Origin of the sequence: Paenibacillus oenotherae (assembly GCF_019443105.1) — a bacterium.
GTDB classification, from domain to species: domain Bacteria; phylum Bacillota; class Bacilli; order Paenibacillales; family Paenibacillaceae; genus Paenibacillus_Z; species Paenibacillus_Z oenotherae.
Genome location: NZ_JAHZIJ010000017.1, coordinates 30429 through 51537 on the forward strand (window position 1 = coordinate 30429; position 21109 = coordinate 51537).

Genomic DNA, 21109 nt, shown 5'->3' on the forward strand with positions numbered 1-21109 from the left:
ACGAAGTAAGAAGCCTGCGAATGTGCATGAATTTCGGGTTACAAGACGGAATAATGTTAAAATTACTGCGATCAGGCATGAATTTGAGCAAAAATCGGCCGTTAAGGAGAAATGAAGGTGAAATACCTGCACGCTGGCAGGCATTTCACCTTCATGAGCCAGAAACGAGCAAATAACTGCCGTTTCGCATGTTTCGCCTAGCTCGCAGCTCGTATTTCGCAGCTCTCAGCGCTAGAATGACGGATTGTCCTCTGGCGAGGAGTACGGGGGCAGTCCCATGATCGCAGGCTTTCCACATCGTACATCTTCTTAAAGCAGGAGCTGAGATTTCCCAAAAAGGACTTATTGGACAGCCCCTTTGTGTTGCTTACTAAGTATGAACATCACCTGAAAAGTAGCTGTATGTCCCGCCATCTGGCAAGCAGTCCTCCGCATTGGACGCATCGTCGTCGCGGTTATGCAGGGCATCCTCCTGTGCAATCCAATCCTCGTTCACTATATGCGCGGGAATTGGGATCGCATCCATCCCATAGGCCTCGTCCAGGACCATATTGCCCCCAGCCTCCTCGATAGAAGAATGAACGACCATTGTTCCTCCGCTGGCCTGGACAATCTCCAGCGCTGAGGTCAGGTCGCTGCCATGAAGATGAATGTGCACCTGCCCGCCCTGATGGACAACAGGCTCATAGCCCAAATCCCGCAATACGCCGGAGGCATTCGCTGCTGAAGCCGCATCGGCAAATTGAAATAGCAATGCTGTATCGTTGGGCACCGGAACCCCGCCTCACTTTCCTGTCTTCATCATATTCCATCAACTGTCATTCAAAGATAGATTGCCCTATCCCCTCTGATCGCATTCAGATTCAGCAATCCGCAGTCCTCCGACGATATCAATTACAGTATGTGACAGTCAGCATCGTTTCGGCTTCAATTATCGGCCGCCCTTCCGATTCTTCAGCGGCAGCATAGGGAACAGCAGCTTATTGATGCTCCACCATAAGAGCACTGCAGGAATTGCAAGAAGCAGTCCCTGCGTCCCCCATAATTGCAAGCCCGCTATAAGTGCCTGCAAGCAGACAACAGGCGCAACCAGCCATTGCCGTGTAGTCTCGGCGGAGCGAATCAGTTCGGCATCCTTCCAATGAAATTGCGAGAAGAATGCCTCGCCGAAGACGATGCTGCTCCAATGCGATTGAACCCACAGCGTGAGCGGCAAAGGCAGCAAGACTAGAAGCACAAGCTTCAGAACACCCGGCGACAATAGAATAGCAAATATAGCTAATCCGCCGAAGCTGAGCCACATTCTAAGCAGCGCCATCCGTCTTAGCAATATTTTAATAACCAGCTCGGCTACAATTGTTCCTCCATCGAACCGTCTGAACAACCGTTTGGAGGATCGCAGCACAAGAGGACGGTTAAGCCTTATGCGGGGCCTGCGCTCAATGACATCCCTAAGCAGCAGTGCAGTGACAGCCAGCCTTATCTTATGCTCCTGCTGCACATCGGAATCGAAGGTATCCCGCGCGCGAAGCTTCATTCTCACCGAGATTGCCACTGCGGCCGCACCCAGGAAGCTCGGCAGAAGCAGCCACACATGCTCCCCGCCTGCGAGATAGGAAGACCCCATGTATGTAACGGCGAGCAGCAGCAGCAAGCCGATATGCAGGAATGCTTTGCGCCAGCCCCGATAACGGCCTTCAATGAGATTGCGCCATACAGCACCGAGCATTGCCCATATTAATGTGAATAGGAACAGAATAAGCAATGAGCCTGTCCCAAGGTGATGCAGGCCTATCAAGGAAGGAGCCGCCAACCCCAATAGGAGTGCAATGAACGGGATTAGCGAGACCGCAGTATAGACGGCACCGTAAGCGGTAAGCTTCCTGCTCCACGGCCGCATCTGCTGCAGGAAGAGAACATCGGCTTCTTCGGCAAAGGTTCTCAGCCTGCTCATGGCAACGACTGCAAACGGCAGCCGCTCCATCGTCCATAACGGCAAGCTTGCGAGCCATTCCGGAGGCTTAGTCCAGAGATCCACATACAAGCCGCCCCCGATTACGAGGGCCGGCAGCAGAATATATACCCATACCGTCCAGTCGAGCGCAGTCCGCCATACCCGCCATTGTTCTTGCCAGAATCGTCCCACCCGCCGGCGGAACAGCTGTTGTACCGTCCATTTCTTTACTGCGTCATTGCCGTCAGACTGCTTCATTAAGTTGGGCTGCATAGATATTTGCACCCCCTCATGTCAGCGCATAGAAGCACTCGGATAAAGGCGCATCCGGCGCACAGCCCGCCTGATTCCTCACCTCGTCAAGCGTTCCCTGCGCGACGATTGAACCCGCATCGATAAGGATCAATCTGCTGCTCAGACGTTCAGCACTATCAAGAACATGAGTTGACATCAGTACACCGGCACCGCGCTGCCTCTCTGCCTGAAGCAGCTCCAGAAAATCGCGTGTCGCCCTGGGATCAAGACCGACGAACGGCTCGTCCACGACGTAAATATCCGGCTCCAGCATAAAACCTATAATGAGCATCATTTTCTGCTGCATTCCTTTGGAGAAGCCTGTCGGAAGCCGGTGGCGATCATGGGTTAGCCGGAATTGCTCAAGCAGTTTCTCTGCCCGGGAAATGAACGTCCCCTCGTCCAGACCATATGCGGAGGCGGCAAGCTGCAGATGCTCCCACAATGTCATATATTCATAGAGCACGGGCTGCTCCGGTACGTAGGCATATCTGCCATTGTCCCCCCCAAATTCAACCTTTCCGTCAACATGCCTGAGAAGGCCCAGAACAGACTTCACCGTCGTGCTCTTGCCCGCTCCATTGGGTCCGATCAGGCCGACAAGCTCACCTGCTCCGATGGAAAAAGCTACATTCCGGATGACAGGCTGATGCTCCTCATAACCCGCTTTCCTTATGTCCACCGTTAACACATTCATCGTTAGAACCTCCATCCTGCCATAATGCCAAATGCACGCACATTGACTTTCTGCTGTATATACGAATAGGGAGGGGAACAAGTTCCTTTGCCGCCAACAATTATTCCGTTTCTGTACAACAAAACCGCTTGCAGCAGGCCCGGAGCCTGCTGCAAGCGGTCATATCATTGCCGACAATTCCAAGTAATCCGATCAAAGTCCGCTACCCTCTATAGGGTTGCAGCGCCTCATTCAGCTCGCGCGTCTGGCGGTACACCTGCTGATAAGTGCGGAACAATTCCGCATATACGCCAACTGCGGCAGGCTGCGGCTTGAATACGGAGGCCCGCTTCACGAATGAATCCGCACAATCCTTCAGGCTGGCGTACCAGCCGCAGCCGAATGCCGCAAGCATAGCAGCTCCCAAGCCAGGTCCCTGCTCGTTCTCAAGCGCAACAACATCAGCATTGAAGATATCAGCCTGCATCTGCAGCCAGACCGGATTTTGCGCGCCGCCGCCAATGGAGATGATCGTATCGATCTCTTTGCCCGCACGGCGGAACAGATCAACCGATTCGTTCAACGAGAATGTAATGCCTTCCATAACAGCCCTAGCAAAATGTACCCGCTCATGCGAGCCGTCAATTCCGATAAAGCTCCCGCGAATGACGGAATCGGCATGCGGTGTTCGCTCGCCCACGATATAAGGGGTGAAGAGAAGGCCCCTGGAGCCAGGCGCAATCTCCTCAACACCCGCAAGCAGCTCTGCGAACGATTCCTGCTTTGCGAAGGTATTCTTGAACCAGCTCAGGCTATATCCGGCGGCGAGTGTAACTCCCATCGCATAGAAGGCATCGCTCTTGCCGTGATTGAAGAAATGCACTCGGCCTCCATAGTCACTGCCGCTGTCCTGCTCATACGCCAGAATAACGCCAGACGTCCCGATGCTGCACATCGTAAGCCCCTCTTGAAGAATGCCGGCGCCGATTGCGCCGCACGCATTGTCTGCCCCTCCCGCGAATACCCTTGTTGCAGGGGACAGCCCCGCTCGTGCAGCAGGCTCCGGCAGCAGTGTGCCTACCAGACCATGCGATTCAATAAGCGACGGGCAGAAGCTCATAGACAGCTCCATCGCAGCAAGCACCTCCGCGCTCCACTCCTGATTGGCAACATCCAGAAGCAGCGTGCCCGCTGCATCTGAATAATCCATATGCAGCGCGCCTGTCAGCCTGTATCGGACATAATCCTTGGGCAGCAGGAACCGGGCGGCTTGCGCGAATATGTCCGGCTCATGCTTTCGTACCCACAAAATTTTGGGCAGAGTGAATCCTTCCAATGCAGGATTGCGTGTAATATCAAGCAGCCTGTCACCAAGAGCAAGCTCAATTTCACGGCACTCCTCGGTTGTTCGCGTATCGTTCCACAATATCGCATTACGAAGCGGATTGCCTTCGCTATCAAGAAGCACGAGGCCATGCATCTGACCGGAGAAGCTGATTCCTTCAATTGAATGAATAGGCACATCCGCTTTCCCCGTCAATTCATTCAGCGCTTCCAGCGTGCCCTGTACCCAATCCTCCGGCCGCTGCTCGCTCCAGCCTGAATGCTCATGATAGAGCGGGTAGCTCCGGGAAGCTTCGGAGACGATCTTCCCGTGCCTGTCCAAGAGCAGCGCCTTGACCGCACTTGTACCCAGATCGATTCCAATCACATATGACAACAAGCTCAGCTCCTCCTTCTATACGCTGAAAATAATCTCGCTGAGCACAAGCTTGATCCGCTCCTGGCGGCCAGACTCGTTCTTGATGGGATTATTCTGCAGCGCATACTGCTCCAAAGTGTGCAAAGTAGCCTTCCCTGCCACGATATCTGCTCCGATGCCATCGTTGAAGCTGCGGTAGCGGTTATCAACGATTCCGTCGAGCACGCGATCCTCAATCAGCTTCGCAGCAGCCTTGAGGCCCCACGCATAGCTGTCCATACCGGCAATATGCGCCAGGAACAGATCCTCGTCTTCGAACGAGCCGCGGCGGACCTTGGCATCAAAGTTGACGCCTCCCTTGCCGATGCCTCCGGCTTTAAGCACCTCGAACATTGTAAGTGTCGTTGCGTACAAGTCGGTCGGAAATTCATCCGTATCCCAGCCAAGCAGCAGGTCGCCTTGATTCGCGTCCAGCGAGCCCAGCATGCCGTTAATCGCTGCAACTCGAATCTCATGCTCGAAAGTATGTCCTGCAAGCGTGGCATGATTGGCTTCCAGATTCAGCTTGAAATGCTCCTGCAAACCGTATTTCTGCAAGAAGGCTATCGTCGTAGCCGCATCAAAATCATATTGATGCTTGGACGGCTCCTTAGGCTTGGGCTCAATTAAGAATTGGGCCTCAAAGCCAATCTCTTTGGTGTACGCCAGCGCCATATGGAACAGACGCGCCAAATTGTCGAGCTCAAATGCCATATCGGTGTTAAGCAGCGTCTCATAGCCTTCGCGTCCGCCCCAGAATACATAGTTCTCCGCACCGAGACGCTTGCCAATCTCCAGGCTTTTCTTCAGCTGTGCGCCTGCGTAAGCATATACATCTGCATTGCAGGTCGTGCCTGCGCCATGGACGAATCTCGGATGCGTGAACATATTGGCTGTATTCCACAGCAGCTTCTTGCCCGATGTCCGCATATGCTGCTCCAATAATTCCACAATGACATCCAGATTGCGGTTCGTTTCCTGCAGCGTGTTCCCTTCCGGCGCTATATCGCGATCATGGAAGCAATAGTAGGGCACGCCGATCTTGTCCAGAAATTCAAAATTCGCTTCCACCCGCGCCTTCGCGGTATCCATCGCATCCGCATAATCCCAAGCGCGATGGGCTGTACCTGCTCCGAACGGATCGGAGCCAGCCCCTGTTAATGTATGCCAATAGGCAATAGCGAAGCGCATATGCTCTTCCATAGATTTGCCCATAATAATTTCAGAAGGATTATAATGCTTGAATGCCAACGGATTGTCTGATCCCTTGCCCTCATATTGTATCTTGCCGATTGATTGAAAATAACTCATGTCACAGTAGCCTCCTCATGTTGTCTGGAAGTGGACGATATATCATCATGTAACCGCTCTCGCATCCGTCCTTGTCCGTAGCATAGCACACAAGAACTTAGTTTGTCCATTAAACAAACTAAGTTAAATGTGGTAAACTGTTTGTAACCGTCATCCGCGGCCTGCAGAAACTTCCATGCCGGAATAATCGTGTTACAATAGTATGCGCCGTATTGAATAAGGACATTAGCATAGCCGATCCATCACTCTGATGTCATTCACGACTCGATAGGAGTATTCCATTATGAAATCCAAAGCTACCGGCGATCTCGCCATGATCAAAAAAATGAATACAGCGATTGTGCTGGATACCATCATTGCACAAGCCCCATTGTCACGCGCACAAATATCAGAACAAACCGGTCTGAACAAAGCAACTGTATCCAGCCTTGTTCAGGATCTGATCGACAGCCGGCTCGTCGTTGAGAATGGGCCGGGGCAATCCAGCGGCGGCCGAAAACCCGTCATGCTGCTGTTCAACAGCAGCGCGGGCTATGCAATCGGCATCGATCTGGGCGTTAATTATATACGCGGCGTGCTTACCGATCTGGAGGGCAGCGTGCTTCAAGAGCGCGAGCTTGCGCTTCAGACTCACCAGCTCCATGATGTGCTGCCCCTGCTGACCGCTTGCATCAAGGACTTGATCTCGCTAATGCCAGATAGTCCCTATGGCGTTGTTGGGATCGGAATTGGCGTCCCCGGTATCGTCAGCGATCAAGGAACCATCCTGTTCGCACCGAATCTGGAGTGGCAGGAAGTACCGCTCCAATCCATGCTCCAGCAGCAGTTCAACATTCCTGTCACGATAGATAATGAAGCCAATGCAGGCGCTCAAGGAGAGCAAAAGTATGGCGCTGGCCGCAATATTACACACCAAATCTACGTCAGTGTCGGGATCGGAATCGGGACCGGCATTATTCTCAATCGGGAGCTGTATAAAGGTGCATCCGGCTTCTCCGGCGAGCTGGGCCATCTCTCCATCGACCTGAACGGCAAGCCTTGCCGCTGCGGCAATCAAGGTTGCTGGGAGCTGTATGCTTCAGAGAACGCTCTGCTGGAACAAGCAGCTGAGCTTGGTTATTCTGATCTTGATGCATTGCTCGCAGCTGCCGCGGCTGGCGAAGAAGCGGTGCTGGTGCTTTTTCGCCGTATCGGTGAATGCCTGGGCGTAGGAATTGCCAACATCGTCAATGTCTTTAACCCTGACGTCGTCATTATCGGGAACCGCATGAGCCGTGCTGAAGCCTGGATCAATGAGGCTGTGCAGGAGACAGTCGCCAGGCGTACGCTCCCGCAGCACTTCAGCCGGATGCGGGTCCTGTTCGCAGAGCTGAGTGATCAATCCGCAGTTCGCGGAGCGGCCTATTATGCCATTAATCAATTCCTGGGCAGAATCAAGCGCGGGGATTAGGCCGCCCTTCCACACTATCCTTTATTCGCGCCGGCTGTCAGTCCACTGACAAAAAAACGCTGGAGGTACATGAACAAGAGGGTGATCGGGATCGCGATGAAGACCGCCCCCGCCGCGAACAGGGTGAAGTAAGCGTTCTGGTAGGAGTTGACCATATCGTACAATCCAACAGCTACCGTCCACTTTTCCTTGGAACGAAGAACCAGGCTTGCGAATATGAAATCCACCCATGCGCCTGTGAAGGTCGTTAACGCTACGAATACAAGCATCGGCTTGGACAAGGGCAGCATGATGCTCGTGAAGACACGGAAATTGCCCGCTCCGTCTATGCGCGCCGCTTCCTCGATTCCTTTCGGCAATGTATCGAAGAACCCTTTGGCAACAAACAGGTTGAAGATAATGGAGCCGAACGAATAGACAATGACAAGCGCCGCATGTGTATCCAGCAGCCCCAACTGCATGAGCAGAATGTAGACCGCAACCATGCTCATGAAGCCGGGAAACATTCCAAGCACAAGGATCAGTGTCAGTGATGCTTTCCTCCAGGGGAAGCGGAACCGGGACAAAGCATAGGCTGTGATCGTGACCAGCAGCGTGCTGAGCAGCATGCTGAGCACGGCCACCTCCAGCGTATTGAGATACCACGTAGTGAACATCAGGCTCTTGGATTGAAACAATTCAACATAATGGGCCAATGTCAGACTCTTCGGAATAAACGTCTCGCTGTACAGCGATTTGCCCGGCTTGAAGGAGGAGAGCACAACCCAGGCCGCCGGGTACAAGCTCCAGCATACGACAGCCGCAAGAAAGAGATAGCTGGCCATAACTCTGAATTTTACTGACTTCCTGGCAATCATTGTGTCATCTCCTCATCCTTGAACGATCGGGTTTGGCGGTAATTCCAAATTGAGAATGCAGCTATAATAATAAAAAGAATGATTCCAATCGCGGAAGCGATATTATAAATATTATTGTTCAGTGTCAGCTTGTACAGCCAAGTGATCAATAAATCCGTATGTCCCGCAAACTGATACTCCGGATTGGAGGGACCGCCGTTCGTAAGCAAATAGATAACATTGAAATTGTTGAAATTGCCCGCGAGCTGGATGATGATGATCGGCGCAATCGCAAACATAATAAATGGAAGGGTGATAATCCGGGCCTGCTGCCACCGCCCTGCTCCCTCCACTTTCGCTGCTTCGTACAAATCCGGCGGAATCGTGGACAGAACGCTGCTCACGAGCAAAAAGGACAAGGGCATGCCAACCCACATATTGACGATGATGACTGTTAATTTGGCCCAGAACGGATCTGTGAGCCAAGGCAGCTCACCTAATCCGAAATGCGACAAATACTGATTAATGGGACCGAACTTGCCGTTGAACATCATTTTCATCGCTAATAAAGAGATCATCTGAGGAATGGCGTAAGGAATAATGATCAGCGTCCGCCATATCCCTTTCAGCCGGACTTCCTTCTGGGAAAGCACCAGCGCAACAGCAAGCCCGCTTGCGAACGTCGTTGCGGTCGCGACGACTGCCCACAGCACCGTCCAGCCCAATACGCCAAGGAAGGTGCCGCTCCAACTGCTCAATCGGAACAACTGGACGAATGTTTCGAATCCGGTCCAATCGACCAAATTGCCTGGCGGAATATGATGCGGCGAAGAATAGTTGGTAAAAGCAAGCAGAATCATAAATACGATGGGCAGAATGGTCAGAAACAGAATGCCTGCTGCCGGCAGAACCAGCAGCAATTGAGCGAATTTGAAATCATGCAAGTAAGTCAGCGTCTGCCTGAAGGTTGACGGAGACAGGCCCGCATTGCGCCTCTTCCCCGTCGAATAGGCGTCTCTGGCTGCCTGAATGCAAAGGATAATATAAAGCGCGAGCAGAAACAGCACAATCAGGCTCTGAATCATAAGATTGATGGAATGATCCCCCGGAATATTCACGGATTTGCCATCTACCTCAACAAGCCGGGAAGGGGCATCTCCAAGTGTTGCTATTCCCCAGATCGCCTGCCGCAGGGCGGATGCAAAGTAGGTGACAGCGAAACCGCTTGCAAGAAACATGATGAAGCCTTTCACCCACTGATGATTGTAGAGCTGCCCTGCTCCTGGCAGAATTGCTGACAAGACAGGAGCGACCAGATGATGGTAATGTTTTGTTTTCATAGGGCCGTCAGAAGGAAGCCTTGGTTGAATCCGGCTTTGGCGATTTGGCATTCAGCGATATAGCGTCACGGATTTGCTTGACCGCTCTGTCCAGCACTTCCTTTACATCCTTGCCGTCCCAAATCTCCACCATTGCTGCATCCATCGGAACCCAAACGCTGCCGATTTCCGGAATGGAAGGCGCGGAATGCGAGCTGCTGAATTGTTTATAGAAGGCACTTGTAATTTCATCCGCTTGAATAACCGCATTTTGCGCTGCTTCCTTGTGTGTGGGTACTGCTCCTGTCAGCTCGTAGTTCAGCAGCTGTGCTGATTTATTGGAAGCGAATCTCGCGAACAATTTTGCCGCATTGGGATATTTGCTGTAAGCGCTGACATACCATGAATTGACCTGGGACAGCGTAACCGAATCCTGACCGCCTACGGCCGGTATAGGAGCAACCCCAAAATTGATGCCCGCTTGCCGGAATGTATCAATGAACCATGAGCCTGTCACATTCATCGCGACGCTTCCCTCGCTGAACAAGGTTGTCTTGATATCACTTGCGATGTCGCCTGCGGAAATCGGAAGCACTTTATCGCGCAAGCTGGCGAACAGCTCCATTCCCTTGATCGCACCTTCATTATTCAAGCCAATATCGGCCGGGTCGGTGCCGTCCTTGCCGAATATATAGCCGCCCGTGGAGCCGATGAACGGATAGCTGAAGTAGAAGAAGGGTACGTCGAACATAAAGCCATACTTGTTGCTGTCCGGATCGTTGAACGTTTGGGAGAACTCAATAACCTCTTCCATCGTTGCAGGAGGCTTGCTGATCAAATCCTTATTGTAGAACATTGCGTAAGTCATCACCTTGATCGGATAGCCGTACAGCTTGTTATTGTAGGAAGCCGCAGTAACCGCTACCTCCTCATGCTCGCTGCGGGTAGCTGCTTCAAACTCGTCATTGGGGAGAATCAACCCTGCGCTCGCCGCTTTTCCCAGATGGTCCTGCGAGGTCGTGATGACATCCGCAGCCAGCCCCGCCGGGCCGTCCAGCTCGAATTTGCCGATCTGATCCATCGTTCCAAGCTCTTGCATCCTCACCTCGACACCATAGACATCCGTGAATTCCTTCATGATAGCCTCCACGAACGGACGGGCTTCCTTGCTCTCCCAGACCAGCAGGCTTGCACCGGGCTCAGGAACGAGATCGGTCTCCAGCTTGTCGAAGGTCAGATCGAACTTGCTTGCACCGGATGCATGATTTCCCGCTGGCTCGTTCGCATTGTTGGAGCATGCTGTCACCATGGTGAGTGACAGCGCTGCGACAACGAGTGATACTTTGGACAGACTTCCAATAGATGTTTTTTTCTTCATTAGATGTTTCCACCGTCCTTATAAGGATTGAACTTGAACCCAGCTTTGCACTTCATAGCGAACTGAAAAATCCTCATTGGCGACGAATTGTCGCTTAGGTATCGCCTCCCCGTCCGCGCCAGCCTCCTGCAATTGCGAATATTCGCAGATGTGGAAGGAGAAGCCGCTGCCTCTAGGCAGTGAGAACCTTCTGCAGAAGGTTTGCGGGCCGCTCCGAACAAGTTCTACTCCCGCATAAACTCTGGCATCCTCCGGGGTATGCGCCGGTACAGTAACCTCAATGTCAACCAACACCTCCGGGGATAATGCCGGAACAACCGTCAGCGCTTTGGATGCAGATACAGACAATGCAGGGGGCGCGTATTCGATTTCGCACTGTCCGGCTGCCCAGGCCATAATCAGGCCCTCCGGGGTAACCAGAGCCAGATTATCTGGCGTCAGCTTGAACCGCGCATCCATATCCACAACTTTTACAGCGCTTTCATAAGTGACAATCGGATAGATAAAGCTGCTCGCCCCTTCAACCCCCGCAATATCATCACCGATCAGCTCTGCCGACACTGCCTCTCCCATATTCCCGAAGAAATAGATTAGCGGAGCATAGACCCGCCGCTCCCATGTAGCCTCGTTATGCTCTGCCAGCGGTTCATAGCAGAACATGAGATCATCGCCGGAGCGATAGCCGAGAGCTATGAAATGCTCAACCATTCTTCTGACATGGCCTACCTGCACGGTCATTCCTTCCATTCCGCCGGTGTCGATCCAGAGACGAAGCTCCTCTTTTTGATTAAAATGCTGAATCATCGGACTGTGCGTCATCTCTTGTTCATGGTAATGAGCAAAATACGGCGAGAGCATCGCCAGCTTGCCGAATACATCCGGACGCCGGAAGCCAATGTGATAGGTGACCAGGCCTCCTCTGGACGAACCCATCAGCGCTGTATGACAGCTCTCCTGCTTCGTACGATAAGTGCGGTCAATATGGGGCTTCACCTCCTCTATCAGAAACTTCTCATAGTATTCTCCGAGGCAGGCATAATCCAGTCTCTCCGAGAACGTGCCGGAATGCGCAAATTCGCTATTGCGCTGCGATCCCATATTGGCCACGGCGACAATAATCAGTTCTTCGATGCGGCCCTCTTCGATCAGCTCATCGCAGTTGCGGTGCAGATTCCATGATTCTCCGTTAAAAGAAGGCTCGAAGGCATTCTGCCCGTCATGTACATAAAGGACAGGATAGAGCCTATCCGTCTCCTTGTCATATGAGGGAGGCAAATAGATGAACAGGCTCCTCTCATTGTTCAAAAATTGCGAGCGAAAGGCGGCAATGGTTTCAATTCTCGATTGTCCAGTCATTCAGTATTCTTCCTTCGTCAATTGATTAATGGGCTTCAGATCGATCCAATTGCTGACCGTATAACTGACCTTCTTGTCCTTGTCGGCAACGAGTCTTCTGTAAGGGATCTGCCCGAATTCAAGATCGACTTCGTCCTTATCATAGCCGCGCGTTATAAGGAAATCAAAGGTCATTCCCCGCGGCAGCTTGATCTCACTCCCGTACAGCCCTTTGCTGATCCGTGGAACGTTGAAGGTTGCATAGATCACATCATCATCCGGGGTAAACTCCGGCACATGAATTTCGATCTCGATATCAACCGTTTCAGACAGTTCCTCTACTACGGTGTATGTGCGGGAGGCCTCCAGTCCGCCATAGCTGTAAGTAATCGTCGCAGTTCCCGGCTGCTTCGGCAGCAATAGTCCCGACGGCGCTGCTTCTAGAATCTCCGGGTGATCTGATCGATAGCTGCCCGCCAGATCGCTGAAGCTGAACTCATTATCCAGCGTGACGACAGCGTTGATACAAAGCTCTGGCCCTTCCACGCCCACCGTATCGTCTCCCTGCAGTTCCACCTTCACTGCTTCGCCCTTTCCCCCGAAGAAGTGAATAAGCGGCAGATGCGCCCTGCGGCCCCAATCCCGTTCGGAATGAGCAGCATCACGTTCCTCAAAATAATACAGATCCGCTTCCTGCCTCCAGCCAGCGCGAAGCATCTCCTCTGCTACTTCCTTCACATGACTTGGCATAAAAAAACCTTCCGCTCCGCCGATGTCCAGCCAAATCTTCTGTCCCTCGTTCAGGGGATACAGACGGTATTGCTCCATTTCCTCCAGCGTATACGGCTCGACCTTCACGAAGAAAGGCGATAGAATGCCAAGCATGCCGAATACATCCGGGTTGCGCAGGCCGATGTTGTATGTCGCGATGCCAGCCGCCGATGAGCCCATCAAGCCGGTATGCTCCGCTTCCGGCAAAGTTCTGAAGCTCCGATCTACCAGAGGCTTCAATTCCTCAATTAGAAAATGCTCGTAGTCCTCGCCGAGACAGCGAATCGGATAAGCGCACAGATCATGAAAATATTCGCTGGTTCCTTCCTCAAACTTATGCTCCACAGCGACGATGATAAGAGGTTCGATAAGCCGCCCGGCTATTAGCCGATCTGCAACGCGATGCATGTTCCATGACTCCCCTGACTCCTTCCGGGGATTGAATACATGCTGGCCGACATGCATGTACAGAACAGGGTATCGCTGCGTGTAATCATCGTCATAGCCGACGGGCAAATAAATATACACCTCCCGATCATTACCTAACCGTGAAGCATGAATGCCTGATAGAACAACAAGCTGAGATTGATCAGAATTGGACATGCCAGAACCACCTTTAATAAAAATTATGATAAGAGAAACGCAAACTTAACCGGTTAAGTGATTTCACTATATCGGATGGCCGCGAGAATGTCAACGGGTAGGATTGACATTTTCTTCGTACCAGATTTATGATAGGTTAAGCTTTTTATCCTAGTAAGGCGGTAAGCAGATCATGAAAAAAACGACACTGCGGGATGTGGCCAAGGAAGCCGGGGTATCCGTCGCAACCGTAAGCTATGTGCTGAACAATGTAAGCAAGCAAACGATACCGGAGGAAACGAGGCAGCGCGTATTTACGGCTGCAGGCAAGCTGAAATATGTGCAGAACCTGACCGCCAAAGCACTTTCCTCGGGCAAAACCAATGTTCTTGGCGTCCTGTTCGTAAACAGCGCCAGTTCCAATATTCCCAAGCTGCTCAAATACGGAGCCTTTCTTCACAGCCTGGAGCGTATAGGCCATGACAAGGGCTATCATCTGCTGGTCGCCCAGATTGATCCACTGCAGCCCAACTACGAGATTATACTGGAGCGGAAGCTCGACGGCGCCTTTCTGATCGATGCGGTGGAGCAGTCCTTCCACTCCATATCCAGCAACCTCCAGTACGGATCGCCGCTCGTCATTGTTGACAGCATGATCAGCGATACGCTGTTTCGCAAGGTCAACCCGGATTGGGATACGTTGTTCCGCAAGTTTTATTTATCCGGCACGGAGAGACAGTCCTGCGCGCTCATTTATGAGCAGACCTCCAATATGCTGTTCAATCAAAATATCCAATCCGCCTCCGGATTGGATGAATCCTGCATATTAGCTGCATCCGATAACGGGGATGAGCTCAAAGGCTTTATCGAACGCCATGCCGATAAGCATCTGCTCGTGGTGAATGAGTTTCTCGCCCTCCAGGTTATGAAATACTGCAGCCCGGATAGCGTAACCGTCATATGCACCTCGGAATGCCCGGAATTTCTGCCGGAGCAGACTCGCAAGGTGCTCCTCAGCCGTTCGAAAGCCGAGGTTGCCTTCGAATTGATGAGTGAGCTGCTGCAATCACCGTTCAGCTCCTCTGGAGACCAGAGCATCGAAATGCAGCTGTCAGAGAATCATGGATAATCCTGCAGTTAACATGAAAGGGCTATTCCATAGCAGCTGGAAGCTGCTGTCGGAACAGCCCTTTGCGTAATTCTTTAACTCTGGCCCACCCTCGCGTTACTCCGGTATTCGGGCTGCATCCAGCAGCGCCTGACCTTCCCGCTGCAGCGTTGCTGCGAGCTTGTCAACCGATTGCTCCTTCTTGACCGCTGCTATCATTTCCCTGTTTACAAGCTCTTCAAATGGCTTAATAAACTTGCTGCCATCGATCACAATCTTCGTCGTATCGAAGGGCACAACAAAAGGCTTCAGCTGGTACAGCTCCTTCACGACCGGGTCCGATACATAATTCAAATAAGCTTTGTGACTGGATAAGCCCTCACCCGTGCCCAGCTTCGAGCGGACCTTCACCATATGCTCACTCGTCATGAAACGGATGACATTCCACGCCATTTCTACATTTTCCGCCTCAGCACCGATGGCCATCGCTGTATGAACATAAATGTTGCTGCTTCGTTGATGGTCTGCTGAACTGATGGGCGGGATAACATAACCGGTCTCATCCCCGTTCTTCAAGGTGGAATATGTACCGTAATTGGAAATGGTCATAGCCGCCTTCCCCTGCTCGAACAGATCCGCTTGCATGGATGCCTCCCTGTCGTAGTGCAGCACACCATCAATCATTTTCCCTTTCACTTCATCCAGTGACAATGTCCCGAGCTGATAGAGATGAACAATCGTTTCGATAATATGCCGCCATGCTGGTGTATCAATGTTAATTTGACCAGTGGCAAAGCTCGTATAGTAACCGCCTTCCCTAGTCCCGAAATCTTCGAGCACATTATACGGCATATTGCTGTAAGCCTGATGGAATCCGATGATTCCATCCGCTTGTCCTCCGCTAGACACAAAACGGCTGCCGAGCTCATAGACCTCTTCCATCGTCATGCCCCCGCTGGGAGGATCAATGCCATATTCCTTGAACAGCTTCTTGTTATAGTTTAGAACCGAAGCCGAGAATACGGGCGAAATCCCGTACAGCCTCCCGTTGCCCCACTGCTTCATTAAATCAATCATGCCGGGATAGAAGTCCGCTTCCTCCATGCCGCTGTCTGCCATCAAGGTTGACAGATCCATAAGCAGCCCCTTCGGAGCCATCTCTTTATAATTCCAGCTATAGGTTAGAATAAGATCCGGCTTCTCCTTCTCTATCTTCTCGCTGTACTCCTCTCTCGTCAGTGGCTCCCTTAGATCTGGATTCACTTCGATCAATTCGACCTCAAGCTCTGGAAAGGCAGCATCAATATAATCGCCGTATGTATATTCATACTGATCCCTGGAATCCACTGCAATTCGCAACACTTCCTTATCTGCACCCTGGCCTGGTTCCTCCGTCGCGCAGCCTGCCGCCATACTGATGATGAACAAGAGTATCGCCACTCTAGGCAGCCAATTATTCCGGTATTTATTCATTATTTTCGCCACCTCGCCCGCCAAGACCCGCAAGGAATGCATCCAGCTTGCCCTGCAGCTCCGACAGAGCGCTCTCTACTGTCTTCGTTCCTTTAACGACCGCATCCATCTGTTCCTTGCCAAGCTTGATGAATTCCCTCTGACTCTCTATATAGCGGCCGTCCGCAACATCCTTCCGGCCGGATGCCGCCCGTTCTGGATCGACTCCCATCCCGTAGTAACCGTTCCACTTCTCCTTCAACTGCGACTTCATAGCAGCTGATCTCGCCAACAGATTCGGACCACGGTCCCCGATCCGATCATATTTGTCCGCCGTTTCCTTCCCGACGATGAACCGGAGCAGCTCCCAGGCTGCCTCCTCATTCGTCGACTTGGCATTGATGGCATAGACATAATTGGCGGACAAATAATCGTATGGATTCGTCACCCCAGGATCCAGCTTAAACGGTACAGAAATCCAATCCATCGGCTTCTTCGTTGCTGCTTCATAGGTAAGCAAATCTTTATAATAGCGATCATCCGCGATAATCATCGCGGTCTTGCCGTTGGCAAACAACTCCGTGCTGTAAATTTGCTTGTTGGTCATCGCGCCCTTACTCCAGTCGATTGGCTTCGATTCACCAAGCCAGCCATCCTTGTAGCCGTCAACAAGCCGCTGCCACACTCCCTTCCAGCCCTCGGACTGAAGAGATGCCTCCACCTTGTCCTCCCCATAGGAGAGTGTCTTTAATCCGCTGGATTGTCCGATGAAGGTCGCAAACCCTGACAAGCCGCCGCGCTCCATGGAACCACTTCCCGTGACCAGCCCATATACGCCCGTTCCCTTGAATCTGGCTGCTGTATTCAGAATGTCGTCAATAGAAGCCCCGGCCTCCGGCAGCGCAATGCCCTGTTCTTGAAACAGCCCTCTATTCACTAGCAAAGTGCTGGAATTAAAGTCCGTTGTAAATCCGTACAGTTCTCCTCCACCCGCCAGGCGGAGCATCTCCACCAGAGGAGCATGGTATGCCTCAAGATCAAACTTATGCTGCTTGAACAGTGTATCCAGACTTTTCAACTTCCCTTCTGCCGCCATAGCTGAATAGATTTCCACAGGCAGCATGAAGATATCAGGGTTTGCTTTATCAACGAACGCTTTGAATTTCTCCGGCTGATGCATCGTCTCCACCTCCGTCATAATGGTCTCAATCGTAACGGACGGATGACGGATAATAAAAGGCTTCTTAATCTGGTCAAAATCTCGATACATCATCAGTTGAACGCTAAGTGTAACTTCCTTGTCCCCCAGCGGATCATTAAGCAGTGCTGTCAGGGCATCCTCAGGTTTGTCAAGGTTCAACATCCCTTTCCAATCATCGCGGAACCACCAGCCGCCCCCAAGTATAATAACAATGCTCATCAGCGCCGCAACAGCGCGAAAGGCAGACTTGTTCTTCCGTTGTCTCATGCGAATACGTTCCCTCACTTTATGTTCAAGGTCCGAGGTGAACCCATTCTTAATCGGAGGCCTGCCGGCAAGCTGGCTCTCCCAATCCTTTACCGGTTCCTTCATGTCCACTCTTCCTCCCCGGTCATTACCGCATCCTCTGACAGCTTGCGGCTAACGGCTGCTCTTGCACGATGCAGCCGTGACTTTGCCGTGCCGACCGACACTTGAAGCGTTTCCGCCATCTCATTCATCGAGAGTCCATAATGGCTGCTGAGCAAGAGCGCTTCGCGCAGCTTGCGCGGCAGCCCGAATACAACCGCCCAGACCTGCTGAGTCATCAGCTTGTCGATGGTTTCCTGTTCAGCCGAAGGATTGGCTGCCGTCTCCTTGTGGAACGGCATCAGCGTCACTCGGCGTATCCATGCCGACCGCAGCACGTCGCGCGCCGTGTTGCGGGTGATGGCAAGCAGCCATGTTTTGACTGAAGATTGCCCCCGGAAGTTATACAGATGCTCGTACACCTTGATGAACACTTCCTGGGCAATGTCGTCAGCCAGTTCTCTGCGATGCGTTAAGAAATAGGCGAAGTTCCAGACGTCCTTCCCGTAGGTACCCATGAGCTCGTTCAGTACGGTATTACGGTCCAAGCCGTCTGTCACATGTTTCAAGTAGTCGAACTGCAAAATATTCACCTCGCACAAGTAGACGATTCAACACTTCATTGGTTCCCTAATACAACAACATAGCCCCCGGACTGCGCTGCCAAGCGCGATCCGGAGGCTATCCATGTGTGTATTATTAATGCGCGCCTATTCCTGATGGCGAAGGCTGCTTGTTCGCCTGCTCCGGCGCTTTATACTTGAAGATCGGCAGCAGCAGCAGCATGCCAAGGAACATAAGCCCGCCGGCAATGATGTAAAGCGTGACAAGCGGCATTACAGTTTTTATTGGTCCCGCAGTAGCCATAGTAACTAGCATCATGCCGACAAACATCGGGCTCAGCACGCCGTTCACTCGCCCTACGATAGATTCCTCCGACCATTGAAGCATCATTGTGCTGATAGCAACTTGAATGATCGGGAAGAAGAGGCCGTTGATAAACTGCAATACGAGCGTAACCGTTACATTGGTAGAATAGCCGATTCCGACCGCACAGAGCGCACAGGCAAGCATGCCAATAGCAAGCATCTTCTGCGGGGACAGCTTCTTCGCAACCAGCATGACGGAGGCGCCGCCAATGAGCATCGCGATTCCGTTAATCATAAGCATGAATTGCAGAAACTCCTTCGGCTTCCCCAGCCTCTCCGTCACGATAAACAGACCCAATGTCTGCATGACACCTACGGCCAGTCCTGCCAAAGCAAATACCCCGCACAGCGTACGAAGCACCGGACTGCGCCAGACGTACCGGAAACCTTCTGCAATCTCGCGTCTCAGATGCCGTTCTTGAGCTGCAGCTTTCTCTACAGGCGCATCCTTGGGCAGCCGAACCAGCACGAGTGCGGATAACAGAAACGCCACACCCATAACTGCAATCGAAACATCGATACCGAAATTGTTGTACACGATAACACCAAGACTCGGCCCAAGCACCATAAATATTGCGATCAGAGTCTGAAAGATCGCCATAGCGCTTTGCAGTTGTTCCGCTGGTATATGCTGCTTGAACAGCTTCATGACCGACGGCTGCGAGAATTGGGACAGAATGGCAGATACAAAGGTGGCAAAATATACCGCTTCCCAAGTTTCGAACATTATTGTCAGGAGTACGACAAATACCGACACGGCTGATAAAATATCGCACCATATCATAGTGTTCTTAGGTCTCCATCGATCAGCGAAGGTTCCTCCAATGAAAGAGAAAACGAAGATAGGCGCAAATTCAACAACATAGATGAGTGATACAGAAACTGGATCATCACCAGTTTTATCCGTTACATAGAGCATCAGTGCCAAGTTCCGCACCCAAATGCCAATTTGGAGCAGTACATTGGAAAACAGCACAGTTTGAAAAAAACGATTGCGCAGCAGTTGACCATTCGATCCGTTCGATGCGGTCGCTGCGGCCTGTGTAGACATTGTCAAAACAACTCCTTGTAATGTTGCAGATTAATGATTGTGCAGAGAGACTAGCATTGTACCACGTTAATTCTGTCTAGGTCTACGATTATAGCCATCCGGCTCGTAAGCCTGAAACTTCTCCAGCCACTTCAGCTCCAGCTTGCGAAGCTCATCCCTGTAAGATTGTACCACATTCCTCCTGACCCCGGCAGAGCCCGGCATAATATCTTTATAATCATTACGGATTTCATCCCCCAGCTTAAGCGCCTCAAGCTCCTCATACTCGAATTTCGCCAGCTCGCTGCTGCTCCAATCCGTCTGCAGCGCCTTGTTCGCATGCGAGCCCATCGTCAAAACAAACTGTTCGCGCTGCCATGCTGAATCCAATGTAGATGTCGAAGCAATATATCGTTTCCCGTTACTTGTGTTCGTAATAGCATAGACACCCATCCTTCTCTTCTTCATGCCATACTCGTTCTGCAACTCTTTACGCCTATTCATATTTCTGAATATCCTCCTTCGTTCTTGCCGTGTGGCCATGTTAAACATTAAGCCAATATGCGCTTCCATCCTCTTCCCTGGCAAGAAAGCCATAATCGATCAAATAACGGCGCAAGGTTATATATTCCTCGGCCATGAACCGGATAAGAATATCATTGACCTCGCTCTCCTTGTACTTTCGGCCTTTCTTGAAACTTGTCGCGATATGGCGCAGCAATGCAGCCTTGCGCTTCTGTTTGCGCGGCAATCCTGTAAGCGGACCAGTTAAGCCGCCCGGCAAATACTTGCCAAGCAGCGCGTTATATTCTTCCTGTGTTAGCGAATAACGCTCATCGACCTGAGGCGCGGTACGGTGAACCGGCATTAATCGGGCGCCGCTAGGCAAGGCATCCTCCATCAGCTCGATTACAGCAAGAAACAGCTTTGCTTGCTTGGCCTTTTCCTTGAGTGCAAATCTGTGGTTCCGTATCGTGGAGGCGCTGCCGGCACTGGTGAGATTTACAGTATCAGCATCCGACATGCCTGAAGCAAAGGCACCTACCAGCTGCTTCTGCAAATCCGTTAGACCTGTCGCCTTTTTATCTAGTGATAAAAGATACTGAAGCATCGAGCCATGGGACTGCTCCATATGATAACGAGCATATTTATGCGCCTCCAAATAACGCTTGCCAGCAGCATATACGACCCCGTCCTCGAATTGCTCCCCGCAGATGAGACAAACATAACACTCTGCCGAAGAATCATACACGATCCCTTGCTTGAGCTCAGGAATTGATGCGCTATAAAACCGCTCGGATACATCCATTTTCAAACAACTCCATCGTTTGTTTGTTATTTATATAGATATAATATAATTTTGTTTATATTTTTTCAATATCTATTTAATAAAT

At 51.6% G+C, this 21109-nt stretch carries 18 protein-coding genes; 2 read left to right on the forward strand and 16 right to left on the reverse strand.

Annotated elements, in window-relative coordinates:
- Positions 1-370: 370 nt before the first annotated feature.
- From K0T92_RS19160 to xylA, 5 genes are all read right to left on the reverse strand, one after another.
- Positions 371-772: a hypothetical protein gene (locus tag K0T92_RS19160; RefSeq protein WP_219874091.1), complete on the reverse strand. Its 402-nt coding sequence runs from the start codon at positions 770-772 to the stop codon at positions 371-373.
- Positions 773-931: 159 nt separating this feature from the next.
- Entirely contained in the window at positions 932-2227 is a 1296-nt protein-coding gene (locus tag K0T92_RS19165) for an ABC transporter permease (RefSeq protein WP_219874092.1), read from the reverse strand.
- A gap of 16 nt (positions 2228-2243) precedes the next feature.
- Complete coding sequence (locus tag K0T92_RS19170) at positions 2244-2945, reverse strand: ABC transporter ATP-binding protein (protein WP_219874093.1); 702 nt, start codon at positions 2943-2945, stop codon at positions 2244-2246.
- Between the two features lie 202 nt (positions 2946-3147).
- A complete protein-coding gene (gene xylB, locus K0T92_RS19175) occupies positions 3148-4644 on the reverse strand; it encodes a xylulokinase (protein WP_219874094.1) in 1497 nt (498 codons plus the stop codon).
- Positions 4645-4662: 18 nt separating this feature from the next.
- Positions 4663-5976, reverse strand: a complete 1314-nt coding sequence (xylA, locus tag K0T92_RS19180; RefSeq protein ID WP_219874095.1) for a xylose isomerase — start codon at positions 5974-5976, stop codon at positions 4663-4665.
- A gap of 283 nt (positions 5977-6259) precedes the next feature.
- On the opposite strand from xylA, the gene K0T92_RS19185 reads away from it, so the two are divergent.
- Positions 6260-7426, forward strand: a complete 1167-nt coding sequence (locus tag K0T92_RS19185) for an ROK family transcriptional regulator (protein ID WP_219874096.1) — start codon at positions 6260-6262, stop codon at positions 7424-7426.
- A gap of 14 nt (positions 7427-7440) precedes the next feature.
- Here K0T92_RS19185 and K0T92_RS19190 read toward each other — a convergent pair whose 3' ends face one another.
- The 5 genes from K0T92_RS19190 to K0T92_RS19210 are packed head-to-tail and all read right to left on the reverse strand — an operon-like array spanning position 7441 to position 13668.
- Positions 7441-8283 (reverse strand): sugar ABC transporter permease, encoded by an 843-nt coding sequence (locus K0T92_RS19190; RefSeq protein WP_219874097.1) that lies wholly within the window; start codon positions 8281-8283, stop codon positions 7441-7443.
- Positions 8280-9602: a carbohydrate ABC transporter permease gene (locus K0T92_RS19195; protein ID WP_219874098.1), complete on the reverse strand. Its 1323-nt coding sequence runs from the start codon at positions 9600-9602 to the stop codon at positions 8280-8282. Before K0T92_RS19195 ends, K0T92_RS19190 begins: the two co-directional genes overlap by 4 nt.
- Before the next feature lie 7 nt (positions 9603-9609).
- Positions 9610-10959 carry a sugar ABC transporter substrate-binding protein gene (locus tag K0T92_RS19200; protein WP_219874099.1) on the reverse strand — a complete coding sequence of 450 codons (1350 nt, stop codon included), beginning with the start codon at positions 10957-10959 and terminating at the stop codon, positions 9610-9612.
- Positions 10960-10977: 18 nt separating this feature from the next.
- Positions 10978-12315, reverse strand: coding sequence for an alpha/beta hydrolase (locus K0T92_RS19205; RefSeq protein WP_219874100.1), 1338 nt, complete (start codon positions 12313-12315; stop codon positions 10978-10980).
- Positions 12316-13668 carry an alpha/beta hydrolase-fold protein gene (locus K0T92_RS19210; protein WP_219874101.1) on the reverse strand — a complete coding sequence of 451 codons (1353 nt, stop codon included), beginning with the start codon at positions 13666-13668 and terminating at the stop codon, positions 12316-12318.
- A gap of 172 nt (positions 13669-13840) precedes the next feature.
- Here K0T92_RS19210 and K0T92_RS19215 point away from each other — a divergent pair, with 172 nt between their 5' ends.
- Complete coding sequence (locus K0T92_RS19215) at positions 13841-14776, forward strand: LacI family DNA-binding transcriptional regulator (protein WP_219874102.1); 936 nt, start codon at positions 13841-13843, stop codon at positions 14774-14776.
- A gap of 96 nt (positions 14777-14872) precedes the next feature.
- Here K0T92_RS19215 and K0T92_RS19220 read toward each other — a convergent pair whose 3' ends face one another.
- The 6 genes from K0T92_RS19220 to K0T92_RS19245 form a co-directional block, all read right to left on the reverse strand.
- Positions 14873-16228, reverse strand: a complete 1356-nt coding sequence (locus K0T92_RS19220; RefSeq protein ID WP_219874103.1) for an ABC transporter substrate-binding protein — start codon at positions 16226-16228, stop codon at positions 14873-14875.
- On the reverse strand, positions 16221-17780 hold the full coding sequence (locus tag K0T92_RS19225; RefSeq protein ID WP_219874104.1) for an ABC transporter substrate-binding protein: 1560 nt from the start codon (positions 17778-17780) through the stop codon (positions 16221-16223). The genes K0T92_RS19220 and K0T92_RS19225 overlap by 8 nt, the downstream gene beginning before the upstream one ends.
- The gene (locus K0T92_RS19230) at positions 17777-18316 is read right to left on the reverse strand and encodes an RNA polymerase sigma factor (RefSeq protein ID WP_343223746.1); all 540 of its coding nucleotides are present in this window, start codon (positions 18314-18316) and stop codon (positions 17777-17779) included. The genes K0T92_RS19225 and K0T92_RS19230 overlap by 4 nt, the downstream gene beginning before the upstream one ends.
- A 139-nt stretch (positions 18317-18455) precedes the next feature.
- Positions 18456-19736, reverse strand: coding sequence for an MFS transporter (locus K0T92_RS19235; RefSeq protein ID WP_219874105.1), 1281 nt, complete (start codon positions 19734-19736; stop codon positions 18456-18458).
- Between the two features lie 66 nt (positions 19737-19802).
- On the reverse strand, positions 19803-20219 hold the full coding sequence (locus K0T92_RS19240) for a GIY-YIG nuclease family protein (RefSeq protein WP_219874106.1): 417 nt from the start codon (positions 20217-20219) through the stop codon (positions 19803-19805).
- Positions 20220-20259: 40 nt separating this feature from the next.
- Positions 20260-21024, reverse strand: coding sequence for a DUF2087 domain-containing protein (locus K0T92_RS19245; RefSeq protein ID WP_219874107.1), 765 nt, complete (start codon positions 21022-21024; stop codon positions 20260-20262).
- Positions 21025-21109: the final 85 nt, after the last annotated feature.

Bases quoted from the DNA above. Each gene is read 5' to 3' on its own strand.
- K0T92_RS19165 (WP_219874092.1), bottom strand. From the start codon at position 2,227: ATGCAGCCCAACTTAATGAAGCAGTCTGACGGCAATGACGCAGTAAAG.
- K0T92_RS19170 (WP_219874093.1), bottom strand. From the start codon at position 2,945: ATGAATGTGTTAACGGTGGACATAAGGAAAGCGGGTTATGAGGAGCAT.
- xylA (WP_219874095.1), bottom strand. From the start codon at position 5,976: ATGAGTTATTTTCAATCAATCGGCAAGATACAATATGAGGGCAAGGGA.
- K0T92_RS19185 (WP_219874096.1), top strand. From the start codon at position 6,260: ATGAAATCCAAAGCTACCGGCGATCTCGCCATGATCAAAAAAATGAAT.
- K0T92_RS19190 (WP_219874097.1), bottom strand. From the start codon at position 8,283: ATGATTGCCAGGAAGTCAGTAAAATTCAGAGTTATGGCCAGCTATCTC.
- K0T92_RS19195 (WP_219874098.1), bottom strand. From the start codon at position 9,602: ATGAAAACAAAACATTACCATCATCTGGTCGCTCCTGTCTTGTCAGCA.
- K0T92_RS19200 (WP_219874099.1), bottom strand. From the start codon at position 10,959: ATGAAGAAAAAAACATCTATTGGAAGTCTGTCCAAAGTATCACTCGTT.
- K0T92_RS19205 (WP_219874100.1), bottom strand. From the start codon at position 12,315: ATGACTGGACAATCGAGAATTGAAACCATTGCCGCCTTTCGCTCGCAA.
- K0T92_RS19210 (WP_219874101.1), bottom strand. From the start codon at position 13,668: ATGTCCAATTCTGATCAATCTCAGCTTGTTGTTCTATCAGGCATTCAT.
- K0T92_RS19215 (WP_219874102.1), top strand. From the start codon at position 13,841: ATGAAAAAAACGACACTGCGGGATGTGGCCAAGGAAGCCGGGGTATCC.
- K0T92_RS19220 (WP_219874103.1), bottom strand. From the start codon at position 16,228: ATGAATAAATACCGGAATAATTGGCTGCCTAGAGTGGCGATACTCTTG.
- K0T92_RS19225 (WP_219874104.1), bottom strand. From the start codon at position 17,780: ATGAAGGAACCGGTAAAGGATTGGGAGAGCCAGCTTGCCGGCAGGCCT.
- K0T92_RS19235 (WP_219874105.1), bottom strand. From the start codon at position 19,736: ATGTCTACACAGGCCGCAGCGACCGCATCGAACGGATCGAATGGTCAA.
- K0T92_RS19240 (WP_219874106.1), bottom strand. From the start codon at position 20,219: ATGAATAGGCGTAAAGAGTTGCAGAACGAGTATGGCATGAAGAAGAGA.
- K0T92_RS19245 (WP_219874107.1), bottom strand. From the start codon at position 21,024: ATGGATGTATCCGAGCGGTTTTATAGCGCATCAATTCCTGAGCTCAAG.